The organism is Sporocytophaga myxococcoides DSM 11118 (genome assembly GCF_000426725.1).
GTDB lineage: Bacteria > Bacteroidota > Bacteroidia > Cytophagales > Cytophagaceae > Sporocytophaga > Sporocytophaga myxococcoides.
Genome location: NZ_AUFX01000003.1, coordinates 565,037 through 578,297, shown reverse-complemented (window position 1 = coordinate 578,297; position 13,261 = coordinate 565,037). Strand labels below are relative to the sequence as shown.

Sequence of the window (13,261 nt, the reverse complement as noted above, 5' to 3'; positions counted from 1 at the left end):
CTTAAAAATAAATTCATATTACTTTTTTCATTTTTAGGTTAATCTTCTAAATTTGTAGTCATCTGATGATATGATGAGTATTCCCACACCAATAAAACGCCAAAACCTTGCAGAGGAAGTTGTAAACCTTCTGAAGCAAAAAATCAGTTCCGGTGAGTATATGGAGGGGCAAAAATTGCCTTCAGAACCGGAGTTGATGCAGCTATTTGGGGTAGGCAGGTCTACAATCAGAGAAGCAGTGCGGATATTGGCAAATACGGGAATGGTCAGAGTGCAGCAGGGAGCAGGAACATTTGTAGAAAGCCATCCTGTTATTGCAGAGCCTTTATCAAAGAGGCTTCAAAGAGAAAATGGAAATGACCTGAATGAGGTTCGGCAGTTATTAGAATTGAAAATCGCTGAAAAAGCAGCCTTGTTTCGGTCTGATAAGGATATTGAAAAAATGAAATTTTTCCTGGATCAAAGAAAGGAAGCTGCTTTCGCAAACAATACAGAAAGGTGTATAGAAACTGATATCAACTTTCATATAAGCATTGCAGAAGCCAGTCAAAACGATATTCTGGCTGATTTATACAAGACTTTTACCACGGAGATGAAAAAGTCTTTTCAGGAGTCTTATGTAAATACGGAGTCATTCCTGGAAACTCAATCTATGCATGAAGCGCTTCTGCAGTCAATTATTGGTAAGGATTCTCAAAAGGCCTGGTACTGGGCAGCTTATATTACTAATCAGTGCAAATAAAAATTTTTAACTTTAAACATCAGATGATCTGATTAATTACAATTGAATTATGAAAAATTCAGAAGATTTAGTTGCTTCAAAAGAAGCTGTGCAAAGCACTGTAATGGTGATTTTGTTAGGAATCAGTTTTTCCCACATGTTAAATGATACCATTCAATCTCTGATTCCCTCTATTTATCCTCTTGTGAAAAACTCCCTTCATCTTAGTTTTGCTCAGCTGGGGCTCATTACACTTACATTTCAGCTTACTTCATCTGTTTTACAACCATTTGTAGGCTATTACACGGATCTTAATCCTAAGCCTAATTCACTGGCTATTGGTATGGGATTCACTCTTATTGGTCTTATTTTATTGTCTCTTTCTTCTACTTATCCTATGATCCTGGTATCAGTAGGCCTTGTGGGAGTGGGTTCTGCCATATTTCACCCGGAAGCATCAAGGTTGGCCTATATGGCATCCGGAGGAAAGAGGGGCTTTGCTCAATCTCTGTTTCAGGTTGGAGGAAATGCAGGTAGTGCGATTGGTCCTTTGCTAGCGGCATCTATCATTGTGCCTTATGGGCAATCCAAGATTATTTGGTTTTCTCTTATTGCTTTGGTTGCAATTATCGTTTTGTTTAACCTTGGTATATGGTACAAAAATAACGGCCTTATAAGAATAAAGAAGCAGAAAAATGAGTCTGAAGCCAGGTCTTTGCCAAAGTGGACTGTCATATTTTCTTTGGGAATACTGATTATGTTAATCTTTTCAAAGTACTTCTATATGGCAAGTATGAGTAGTTACTTTACCTTTTATCTGATAAACAAATTTCACGTGTCTATACAGACGGCGCAAGTATATTTGTTCATTTTCCTTGTATCTGTAGCAGCAGGTACTTTGATTGGGGGACCTGTTGGTGATAAGATAGGCCGTAAATATGTAATCTGGATCTCAATACTTGGAGTGGCTCCTTTTACATTATTATTACCTTATGCAAATCTGCACTGGACCGCAGTGCTGATCAGCTGCATCGGTTTAATATTGTCTTCCGCTTTCTCCGCTATTCTTGTATATGCACAGGAATTAGTTCCTGGAAAAGTGGGGATGATCTCAGGCCTGTTCTTCGGACTGGCATTTGCAATGGGAGGAATAGGCTCAGCGATCCTTGGAAAACTTATAGATATCTCAGGTATCGAATATGTCTTCCAGTTATGCTCGTTTCTTCCGCTGATTGGGCTTATTACAGCATTTTTGCCTAATCTGGAAAAGAAATAGTACTAATTGTTTTATTTAATTTTAGGAAGTATCAATATGAATATCAGGAAAACTATCGCAATTGACATGGATAATGTTATTGCTGATGTTGAGTCCCATTACATTGAGTGGTATGAAAAAGAAAATGACTTTCGGGTTGACAGAAAATCTTTGAGCGGAGTACCAGAAACAGAAGCCTTGCCGGATAAAACAGCAGTAATGAGATACTTATTTACTCCCGGTTTTTTCCGCACAATACCCGTTATGAAAGGGGCAAAAGAAGCATTACAAACCCTTTCAGAAAATTATGAAATATTCATTGTTTCAGCGGCAATGCAGTTCCCTCAGTCTTTAAGCGAAAAATACGAATGGCTTGCAGAACATTTTCCTGCTATAAACTGGAAGAACATCGTATTGTGTGGAGATAAATCTGTTATAAATACAGATTATATGATTGATGATCATATAAAGAACCTGGATTACTTTAAAGGTAAACCATTACTTTTTACCGCAAGTCATAATGTCCATGTCAGGCACCATGTCAGGCTGAACAACTGGAATGAAGCTTTGAGTTATTTTGAAAATGAACTAAAAACACAGGTTGATTAATAATCAGAATACCTTATAAAATGAAAAATTCCCACTCATAGTTTATGTATAACTGGGCGGGAATTTTCATTTAAGATGATTTACTTTTTAAATATATTTCTTGTATAGCAGTGAGTTTCGGTTATCAAATTTAAATAGTATACACCTGGAAGAAGTTCGCTACCTATACTTAATTCATTTACCTGAATGTCTTTGGTAAAGAAAATTTCTTTTCCTTCTGAATTAAATAACCTTACACTTAAAATTTTCTCAGGTCTTTCCATCGATATTTTTAAATCGGATGAAAATGGATTTGGAAAGATGATCAACTGATCATTATTATCCGAGGCATTGATGCAGCTTACAGTACTTACTGAAACAGAAATCGTATTGGATTTCGATGTCTGGCCTTTATTGTCTTTTGCAATGGCAAAAATATCATATTTCCCATCATTAGCTTCAGTCCAAAGTATTGAATAAGGAGATTGGGATGTTGTGCCTATTAAATTGCTTCCGCTGTAAAACTCAACACTGGTAATAGTACCGTCAAGGTCATTAGCAGTTGCCTTAATATTGATTGAAGCAGGAGCATTGAAAACACTATTATTAGTTGGTTCTATAATCGAAATTATAGGCAAGGAGTTAACACTGATTTGAAGAGGTAATGAAACTGTAGTTGCGCCTGTGTTATCATATACCTTTGCTGTGATGATGTGAGTTCCGGCAGATAAATTGGTTAATGTAAAACTATAAGGTGAGGCGGCATCTGTTCCCAGCAGGGAAGATCCATTATAGAATTCAACTTTTGCAACTGAGCCATCAGGGTCTGTTGCATTGGCATTTATAATCAATTCTCCGGGAGCATTGATGACCTGACTGCTTTCTGGACCTGTTATAGTTATAACCGGTGGAAGATTATTTAACTTGTAAAGAAAAAAATCATCAGCGCAGGCGCTTCCTGTGCCAGATTGTTTATACCAGAATACAATAGCACTTGTACTGGAACTTCCTGTAGAGAAAACAACAGAATCTTTAGTAAATGATGTACCACTTACAGTTTTGGTAACCTGATTTCCGCCATAGTTCTTGACCCCAAACATTGCTGTTTCTCCTGAGGTATTTACTTTTCCATATCCTCCGAAAACATATCTGGTATTAGGCTCTACTGTAACTGTTCGTTCAATGCTGACAGGATTTCCTGAAAGCTTTACACCATAATTGCCTAACCTTTTGCAATCGGAGGTTATAGTCGCATTATTCCAAGGGCCCCAGGGGGAAAGGCTACCGGTTTCAAAATCAAAGTTTGCCGATTCATTTGCCTTCCATACTCTTACCCAGTCGCACTGGTATAAGGCTGGCCATTGTGCATTCGCAGGTGGAGTGGGAGCCCATCCATCTACTGCAAGGTTAATTATCATATACATGTTTTTACCTTGTGCAGCTTCTGATCTGTTTGTATAGGAATTCAGTAGTTGTCCATCGAAATAAAATTTCATGTATGTAGGGCCCCATTCTACCCCATAAGTGTGAAAGGCTTGTGATTTGTCGGGGCCGGAATGAGTGGTTCCGAATGATTTCTCATTCTGCCAGTCCGGGCCATAGTGGTAATAGTAATGGTGTACTTTGCGGTCGTCAGGAATTTCCAGAATGTCAATTTCCGGAGGCCATGCTCCATCGGCATTCAATGTCCAGAATGCTGGCCATGTTCCTGGTGTAGAAGGAGCTTTGAATCTTCCTTCAATATATCCATATGTAGTCTCGAATTTTCCTTTTGAATGAATAGCTCCGCTGGTATAGTCAAAACTGAGGTACCCAAAGTCAGGGTATTTCTCCGTTCCTGCAGGTGCCTTGGGGTGCCTTTTATTTATAGCTTTTAAGCTGAGAATCCCATCTTTGAGAGTGACCATGGAGTCTGTCATATAGGCCCTGTGGTTATGCGTATTTCCCCAAGGATAATTATAGCCCCATTTGGATTGATCCAACTTTGTACCGTCAAAATTATCTTCAAATACCAGCTTCCAGTTGGCTGAAGCACCGGGTGGTTGAGCATTTGAAAACTGGACGAATAAAATATTAATTAAAATCCATATGGAGCAGTTTTTCCTGTTCATATTTATCAGATCAGTTTGGTCTTTATATATTACAAATTGATAAGAAATTGGTAAACTGAATTGTTGAAAAAAAAGGATTTGGACGATCTTAAATCAATAAATTAAAAAGCCCCCCGAATTTCGGAGGGCTTTTTATATAATGGAAAGAAGATATAGTTTATTCAACTACAACTCTTACATGTTCAATACCATTAGCACCTGTAAGCTCAAGCATGTAGACACCACGGGAAACATTTTGCAATGTAAGCTCTTCTGTTAAAGCAGAAAGAGATTTTGTTTTAACAACATTTCCTGCCATGTCCATCATCAATACTTTGTTATATGACATGGTTTCTTGGCTGATATTGATAATACCATTTGCTGGCATTGGATACACTGTTACTTTGCGCTCAGTTTTTACCGGATTAGAAGTAATAACAACATCTACAGCTTCAAACTTCATATTATCAATATTTGCATCTGCTCCGTCAATTACAAGTCTTAGTACTTGTTTTCCCTGATTCAGACTGATAGGCTGAGTTGTTTTTAAGGTAGAATATGTTTGCCAGCCTCCAGTTGCTGTCGCTAGTGTGAAATCGGAGTTTGGAATTTTTGCTCCATTCAATTCCAGATGCCATTTTCCTGTGGTACGTTCAGATGCTACTTTGAAGCTTACATGATATGTTCCTGGATATTTTACATCTACTGTATAATTTAACCATTCACCTGTAGCTGTATAGCCTATATTCCAGTTGTTAGTAGAACCTCCGGCAAGTTCAATGTCTACAGCTTCACCAGGTCTGTAAGTGGCCCCCGCCTCATTAGCGGTGGTTAGATCATTATATGCAACTCCTTGTCCGCCTTTGTCAAAGTTTTCAGCTTCAATAGTTCCTGGAATAGGATATGGAGTTCCTGAAAAAGAATTTCCATCACACTCTTCTTGGCCTGTATTTCCGCCAACGCATTTACCACATAGGTCTATAAAAGCAGTACCTCCGGTTACACCATTACAATCACAGCCAGTTTCAGGCACCCCGCACCCACATTTTCCTGGCTTCGTTTTGTTAGGGTCATTAGGACAAAGATCAACATCAACATATTCTTCGCAGTTAACAGCTTTAGTCTCATCATATCCAAGGCTGAAGTTGTCAATAGTCCATGTTCCAGTAAAAGGAGGTCTTGAATATACTCCGCTTACATTCGGGTTTACCCAAATAGTGATTTTGGTAACTTTAGAGAAATCAAATGTAGTTCTGTCGTAAGTATCTTCCTGCGGATTGCTATTCGTTCCAGGTGTTAGCGGAGGAGTTCTTTTAACTCCATTGGTAAAGTCAGCAACAATAGTTTTTGTTGTTCCATTTACCGGTAGGATGAAACGATTATAAGATCCTAAAGCCGTAGCATTGATACTCTTTTCATTGGCATCAACAAGTTCGATATACAGTGCGATATCATTAGCCGAATAATTTGTTTTCTGAAAGCTTACATCAAACTTAAGTACTGCATTGGCACGTAAGTCAATCGGAATATGGGTTGTAGCATTTAATTTTCCAAAGTCAAATCCGAATGTAGAATAGTTTGGGTCAGCATTTACAGATGTTATTTCAAGTTTTTCGTTCTTAATAACTGCTGAATAAACAGTACTTCCTTCTGATGGCTTTTTCCAATAAGTAAAATATGGTACAGAATCTTTTGAGAAATCTGTTTTTACATAAGCTTGTTTGGTATTATATCCCTGACAATAGTTGGTGTTGAAGGTATTGGTAACAGGGCAGCCATAAATGTTTAAATTAGATCCTGTGGCATTAGGACATACAGGAGGTTTAGGAGTAACAGGTATAGTTACAGAACCGCAAGCTGTATAGTTTTTTGTTTTTCTTAGCTCATCATAGATAAGTTTTCCTGAATTACCTGAGTTATCTGTTCTGAAGTTAATCCATGATTCAGTAAGACACGAACCCTCTTTTAACAATGAAGATGATTCGGCTTTGTCGGAAAACTGCCAGTTTGCCCAGCTTATTTTATTTTGTTCTAACAAGGATAGCCAGTCTTTGGAATTTCCTGCATTTATATTACCAGCTCCACTTGCTTCGGTTGTTCCCCACTCTGAAACAAAGACAGGAAACTTAGCTGAAACTGCATCTCTCAAATAGTTTTTATACTGATCATGAGCACCGCTTCCTGCATAAAAGTGAAGCGTATACATTACGTTCTTTGCATTATTTCCAGTCAAAGGATTACTTCTTGCCTGATCGATTCTGCTGCTCCATTCAGGAGTTCCGACAAGGATTACAGCATTTGGGTCATTGTTTCTTATTGCAGGAATAATGTCCTCAGCATAACTTTTAATCGTTCCCCATGAGGTTCCGCTATTCGGTTCATTGCAGATTTCATATATGACATGTTTTTTGTCTTTATATTTGCTGGACATCAAAGTGAAAAATGCCTTTGCCTGTGCTTGATAATTTTGGGGATTTCCGTCCTTAAGAATATGCCAGTCAATAATTACGTAAATTCCATATTTTTCAGTAAGGCTTACCATATTATCTATCCACTGGTAATAAAAATCTTTATTGGTTGATTGGGCAAAACCTTTGGTTGCCCCATCACTATTTTCAGTGTAAATAGCAAGCCTCAACAGGTCAGCCTTCCAATCCTGAGCAATTGCTTTGACTGAAGATTCAGTATAACATTCCTGGTGAAACATCACTCCATGAGTGCTTAGACCACGAAGCTGTATCGCTGTTCCACATTCATTGACCAGTTTACCATCAGTAACACCTAACCTCCCATTCATAGAAAGTGGTGTCTGGGCTCTGGAAAGCACAGCTATTAAAAGAAGCATGTGCATTACGAGTAGAGTTTTTTTCATTTTTTCTGTGTTTGATTTGAGTATGTGAAACCTAAAGATAATAAAAATATTAAAAATCCTAAATGAACATGGCTAAATGCAATTGCTTTGCAAATTTTTTTTAGAGTTAAAATATTACAAACGTTAGCAAGACAGCGCATTTATAAGAGTTGTATTGCCTCTTTAATTATTCTCATTTGAAAGAAATAAATCATGAATTTATAATTAGATTAGAGTGATCGTATTTTCTGATAGTTCTGTGGATCCTCTCTTTTAAATATTCTTCATCCTTGGTAATATTTCTTATAAAAAAAACACAAGCCTCTTATTTAAATAGGAAGCTTGTGTTAGATTAATAAGTATTTTAAAAATATTACTGTCTTTTAGACAGCCTTTATTTTAAATTTTCCATTTTTAATGGTGCCTTTATGTTTCACCTGAATCCAAATGTAATAATCTCCAGGCTTTGGAAAGACATATGGAAATATAATTTCACTACTATATTCTTTATTAGACCTCATAAGACTAATAGTTTTTTTATCAATAACGCCAGTGGTGTCCAGACTTGCCTCACTAGCCTCTGATAGATTGCCACATATTGTTATATTTTCATCTACCTTTTCTGCAAGTGCATATTGAGAAGCCATAGATATGGTTCCCATAGGATGTAAATGGATAAAAACAGATGCATCATCTTTCATTACTACTGCATGTCCTGCCATTCCGAGATATGGTTGAAGGTTTGCGGGCATATTGCCATCTTCTGTGCATTTAAAGGAAATTTTTACAGGTTTACCTGCAATAATTCTGTTCTGAATATTGGCTTTTATTTTTAGATTGTCAACAATGGCGACCTCTGAATTTAATGGAACATCTCCTGCAAAATCATCAGTGTCGGTAATTTTTGAATTTATGTTTTCCAATACATGCAGCGTATCTGTAAGCGTTTCAGCCATACCATTAGAATGAACAACTTCAGCAAATACCAGATAATTTCCTTCATTTAAAGAAGGTAAAATACTCACAAAATGTAATGAATCTTTTGGTACAGGATGAAGGTGGGCAAACTGTTGGCCTTTGGTATCTATGAGAAAAAGATGCATTAACTTTCCATGATCAGCTATCAGGTCATCTGCTTTCCTTTCTTGCCATGCAGGGTTAACTATATCGAGATAAAGGGTGCTTTTATCATTTTCTTTTTCAATTTGTGCATTTAACTTAAGAGGTTTGAACATGTTATTTCTGTAATCACTTTCTACTTTACCCCACCAGTTATTTGCAAATATTAGTAATGATACAATTGAGATAAACGTAATGCACATAACAATAATAGCTGATCTTTTCCCTTTAGGCGTTGGTGATGCGCCGTGAGGAATGGTTGATTCCTTGATCGCAGCTCCTATTATACTCACAAGTGACAAAATTAAAAAGGCGCCCATAATCTGAAGTCCTATGCCAGTGGTTTGATCCATTGTTCTCGTTGCAGTCGCTATAGCTGGAACCGGAACAATTGTTGAGCCAATACCTTTTTTACCTTCTACCGATATTTTTACGCTTGAAGACCCGAATGTCATAAGCCACAGGCTACCTTCATATAGGTGGTTCATTCCGGCCACCTTTTTGATATCATCACCTTTAGGGGCTCCTGATGAGCCGTATTGGTAATAGACGGGTTGTATTTTAATACGATTTATTTTTTCACTTCCTGCATCTATCAGAATTTTAGCTATTCCTGGCACTACATCCGGTGGTTGTATGGTTATAAGCACAGGGTAGGGACCTGCATTACCCTGATATACGATATCCGGGCTTCCTATGTGGGCATAGGATAGCGAACTTATAAAGATCAGCAATAAAGTTATAGAATGTTTCATCTTTGTACCCTCCTCATCCAGTTGCCCCATTTCAAACCCAGGTAAGAGAAAACTACAGCATGTATTAAAGCAATCATAAATCCCATGTAGTATTGACTTGTTGTGCCTGCAAATTTTGCAAATTCAAATCTGTGCTGGACATTAGGATCTTTATAGTAAGGCAAGGCATGTGTTTGGAAAACCCAATTGTGAGACATAGGCGAATTAAGAAAATAGGAAAAGAACCATTGCGCTATTAATACAGATACAAAGAAAGCTGATCCGCATAAGACAGCCTGAATAAAGATATTTTTGTTGCTGATTTTTTTATAAAGCTTATCAAGTATAAAGCCTGGTACAATTAATAACAAAGGGAATAACAGAGGTACGTAATGCTTTACTGGATTGAGAATGGGAGCAAGCTTCGGCTCTGCCGGAATCAAAGGTAACAGCCATAATTGGATGAGCAATATTATTGTATAGAACCCTGTGATTGTTGTAGCAGGATAGCTCAATCTTGATCCACGCATAGTAGCTGCAATGGGCATTATCAAAACAGAACAAACCAATTGATAAAACAAAGGATTATGCATTTTTGTCCTTCCTAAATGCTCTATAATGAATATATACATTGCAATAAGAAACAAAGATGCTGTATAGGCAAAACTCCATCTTAGTAGATTATTGTTCATGGGATGAATTTGCTCCCTCTGATTTTGAAAGGAAAGGACCGTAAGCATTGTTCCAGTGAGGATACTGATAATGCCAGCAAATAGAAGTGCATGTGGCGGACTTAAAATTTTTACATCAAGACCGTATGTGTTATGCCACCAGTCATCAAATGGAGCAGATGTAAGCATTGCAGCGGCTCCCCATATGCAAAGTAAAGTTCCCAAAGGGGCTTTCATTCCCCAGAATGATACACTACTGTTTCTGATTTTTACTTTTTTGCTGAATGTTATTATTAATAATTTGATGATAGATCCAATGCCAGTAGCAAGTCCGCCCAAATAGATTGCGAGGTGTGGCGGAGAAAATAAACTGTCTCTTCCTATACTCATATGCCAGGAAATATCCCATATAACCCCGGTCATGATGCTGGTTACCCCGAAAATTAGAAAAATTGTATATAATGATACAGGACTTTCTCGCTCTTCAGTTTTTCTTAGTGGCAGTTCAAATACAGGTGTAATTGTTTCCATATTAGTCATTTAAAAAAGTGAATATATGAAAACATGTTTAATTACAGGAAGTTTTTAAAATTTAAAAAATACTTTATAATTTTCTTTATATAAATACTTTATCAGTAAACAATGGCTAGAACCTACAAAAGATAGGCTTGAATAAGTTGGATAATATGGCAGGTTTGAAAGTATTTGTAATAAAAGCTATAAAAAAAATATTTTGATTTTTTTCATAATTACAATTTTTCTCAGGCACAAATATTCATACCCTCAGCTTTCTTGAGGTATTAAAGATTAGAAAATTAAAGAATTCAATTATTAAATATTTTTATTGTATTCGATAATTCCAAACGTTGTTTCTAATCTATTCGGTTCAGCTTCTATATATTCTCCACCTTCATTTTCAAAATGCAAAGGTTGTTGAGTGCTTTGATAAACATAAGAATATTTAGCCTTATCTTTTTCTACTTTTTTATCGGGATCAATCATTGCTATAATGTTTTATTCGTCTATATAAAAAACGAATAGAATTTGATGAAAAGTTTCTTAAGTAAATCAATATCATAACTTCAATATTAAATATTGAAAAAATAATTTTTATTGGTTTCTAAAAAAGGTTTATGATTGGATATAGTAGGAAACTTAAGGGACTTAAAGATTCGTTTTTAATGAAAAGGAGGCAATTATGGGAAATTTATTATATATATTGGCTGTGATCTTGTTAATAGGATGGCTTGTGGGGTTCTTAGGCTTTGGTGATGCTGTAGGAGGGTTTATACATATACTATTGGTTTTGGCTGTTGTCTTTTTCTTATTTAGAGTTATAAGAGGAGCCTGACCGGTTTCTTACAAAATCAAAAAAGATAGGAGTAAGTACGTTCTCTTATCTTTTTTGATTATTTAATCTTGCAGATGAAAAACAAAACTTATTTGTCCATTCCTTTCAAGGTAAATCTTATCTATCTTATTTAAATTTTCTGAATGTACTTGTAGTCTTATTGACTCTATTATATCATCCTGGGTAATATTATTCTTTTTCAATGCGGCATCAATAAAGTTCCCATTTTCATAAAGTAAATGGGGATTTCCTTTTACTTGATGGCCCAAAGGGTGATAGTACAGGGTTATTTTTGAGAGAAGGAAATGTAAAATTACGAGTATACAAGAGGTGATGATAGTTGGTAAAAATTTTGCACTTCCCACAATTGCTTTAGCGAGTATTGCCCCAATTATGATGCTGATTACAACATCAAAAGTTCCAAATCTGCTTAGCATTCTTTTACCACCGAATCTTATAATGAATATAGCGAGGAAATAAATGACTATACCTCGAAAAACCATTGCCCACCATGTGATTTCAGATTGGTCAGCTTTAAAGAGAAGGTGAATGATGTGATCCATTATTTCCTAGAATCAGTATCGGAATATTTCTTTAGTTACTTCAATAAGTAACTCTTAGAGACCAATAAAGTTTAGGTAAATCAGTGAATGATCAACTTAAAAAAGACTTAGTTGATTAGAACCTTTGTCTTCAGGCTTTTTAGATTTACCAAAGACAGTCATCCCTCCATATTTGTAAGCATTATTTCTTTCATCTTCAATAATTTTATCGAAGTTATCATTAGGGATAAATTCTTTTTCTATTTCTGATGATAGTTGTGATAGTTTTTTAATTGCTTGATCTTTATCATTACTTCCTATTCTAGCCTTTTCCACAGCGTGTTTCAGCGTATCTATGGTTTCATCATATATCTTGGTTAAGACAGGAAAAGGATGTCCATCCTTTCCTCCATGGGCAAAAGAAAATCTTGCAGGATCCTTAAATCTGGAAGGTGTGCCATGAATAATCTCACTGACCAGTGTCATGGACTGAATGGTTCGTGGACCAAGATCCTTAAGAAGAATAAGCTCTTCAAAATTTCTTACTTCAGTTTCATGTGCAAGAGCCAGAACACTTCCAAGTCGTTTGAGATTAACATCCGTTACATTGAGCTCATGACGTAGAGGCATTATAAGCTTCTTGATCTCATTCATCATTATTCCTGGTTGTTCCTTGGTTAGCTCTAACAGGCTGTTTCTTACAGGAGCTGCATTCTTGTCTGTAAGGTTTAAGATCATTCCCTGATTCTTGCCAAAGATGCTGGTGTGAGGTTCTTCTTCAAATGATTTTATGCTCGAGCTGTGCCAATGATATCTTCTGGCCATTTTGTTGAGCTCGTTCATCCCTTGCTGCACTACAGCCCATTCTCCTGTTTTTGTAACAATAAAAGAATGCAGGTATAGCTGAAAACCGTCCTGTATTGCGTTGTTGTCAATTTTTGCCGTGAGTCTACTTGATCTTATCAGGTCTTCTGCGTTAAAGCCTTGCTTTTCGGAAATTTTTAATAATTCGGCAGGTGTATTTCTGGAATGTTTTCCTTTACCTCCGCAAATATAAATTCCAAGCTCTGATGATTTAGGATTAACAGCTTTCTTTAAGGCTCCCATCACAGATGTTGTAATACCGGAAGAATGCCAATCCATACCTAAAACTGCTCCAAAAGCCTGAAACCAGAAGGGATCACTTAATCTTTTTAGTACTTCCGAGGTACCATAATGGAAAACCAATGATTCGACAATTGCTCCTCCGAGTTTTGCCATTCTTTCAGAAAGCCAATATGGTACTTGCCCGCCATGCAATGGAAGGTCAGCAGAACCCGAACGTCTCATGAAATAATAG

Annotated in this window: 11 protein-coding genes; 4 read left to right on the top strand and 7 right to left on the bottom strand. The window is 36.6% G+C overall.

Annotated features, from left to right (window positions below; all coding sequences use genetic code 11):
* Window positions 1–70: 70 nt before the first annotated feature.
* Genes K350_RS0102135 through K350_RS0102125 form a run of 3 tightly spaced genes read left to right on the top strand, consistent with a single transcriptional unit; the run spans window position 71 to window position 2,585 of the window.
* Window positions 71–742 (top strand): FadR/GntR family transcriptional regulator, encoded by a 672-nt coding sequence (locus tag K350_RS0102135; protein WP_028978515.1) that lies wholly within the window; start codon window positions 71–73, stop codon window positions 740–742.
* Window positions 743–791: 49 nt separating this feature from the next.
* A complete protein-coding gene (locus tag K350_RS0102130) occupies window positions 792–1,997 on the top strand; it encodes an MFS transporter (protein ID WP_028978514.1) in 1,206 nt (401 codons plus the stop codon).
* 36 nt (window positions 1,998–2,033) lie between these two features.
* Window positions 2,034–2,585, top strand: coding sequence for a 5' nucleotidase, NT5C type (locus tag K350_RS0102125; RefSeq protein ID WP_037573576.1), 552 nt, complete (start codon window positions 2,034–2,036; stop codon window positions 2,583–2,585).
* A gap of 80 nt (window positions 2,586–2,665) precedes the next feature.
* Here K350_RS0102125 and K350_RS30680 read toward each other — a convergent pair whose 3' ends face one another.
* The 5 genes from K350_RS30680 to K350_RS32220 all read right to left on the bottom strand — a co-directional run bounded on the left by K350_RS30680 (window position 2,666) and on the right by K350_RS32220 (window position 11,031).
* Window positions 2,666–4,675: an Ig-like domain-containing protein gene (locus K350_RS30680; RefSeq protein WP_051312771.1), complete on the bottom strand. Its 2,010-nt coding sequence runs from the start codon at window positions 4,673–4,675 to the stop codon at window positions 2,666–2,668.
* A gap of 157 nt (window positions 4,676–4,832) precedes the next feature.
* On the bottom strand, window positions 4,833–7,526 hold the full coding sequence (locus K350_RS30675; protein ID WP_051312770.1) for a cellulase family glycosylhydrolase: 2,694 nt from the start codon (window positions 7,524–7,526) through the stop codon (window positions 4,833–4,835).
* A gap of 362 nt (window positions 7,527–7,888) precedes the next feature.
* The gene (locus K350_RS0102110) at window positions 7,889–9,379 is read right to left on the bottom strand and encodes a hypothetical protein (protein WP_156026857.1); all 1,491 of its coding nucleotides are present in this window, start codon (window positions 9,377–9,379) and stop codon (window positions 7,889–7,891) included.
* Window positions 9,376–10,560 carry a hypothetical protein gene (locus tag K350_RS0102105; RefSeq protein WP_051312769.1) on the bottom strand — a complete coding sequence of 395 codons (1,185 nt, stop codon included), beginning with the start codon at window positions 10,558–10,560 and terminating at the stop codon, window positions 9,376–9,378. Before K350_RS0102105 ends, K350_RS0102110 begins: the two co-directional genes overlap by 4 nt.
* A 300-nt stretch (window positions 10,561–10,860) precedes the next feature.
* Complete coding sequence (locus K350_RS32220) at window positions 10,861–11,031, bottom strand: hypothetical protein (RefSeq protein WP_156026854.1); 171 nt, start codon at window positions 11,029–11,031, stop codon at window positions 10,861–10,863.
* 196 nt (window positions 11,032–11,227) lie between these two features.
* Here K350_RS32220 and K350_RS32215 point away from each other — a divergent pair, with 196 nt between their 5' ends.
* Window positions 11,228–11,380: a lmo0937 family membrane protein gene (locus tag K350_RS32215; protein WP_156026851.1), complete on the top strand. Its 153-nt coding sequence runs from the start codon at window positions 11,228–11,230 to the stop codon at window positions 11,378–11,380.
* A 62-nt stretch (window positions 11,381–11,442) separates the two neighbouring features.
* Here K350_RS32215 and K350_RS0102090 read toward each other — a convergent pair whose 3' ends face one another.
* Complete coding sequence (locus K350_RS0102090) at window positions 11,443–11,943, bottom strand: DUF421 domain-containing protein (RefSeq protein WP_028978510.1); 501 nt, start codon at window positions 11,941–11,943, stop codon at window positions 11,443–11,445.
* Window positions 11,944–12,039: 96 nt separating this feature from the next.
* Complete coding sequence (locus tag K350_RS0102085) at window positions 12,040–13,251, bottom strand: DUF763 domain-containing protein (protein ID WP_028978509.1); 1,212 nt, start codon at window positions 13,249–13,251, stop codon at window positions 12,040–12,042.
* Window positions 13,252–13,261 lie beyond the last annotated feature (10 nt).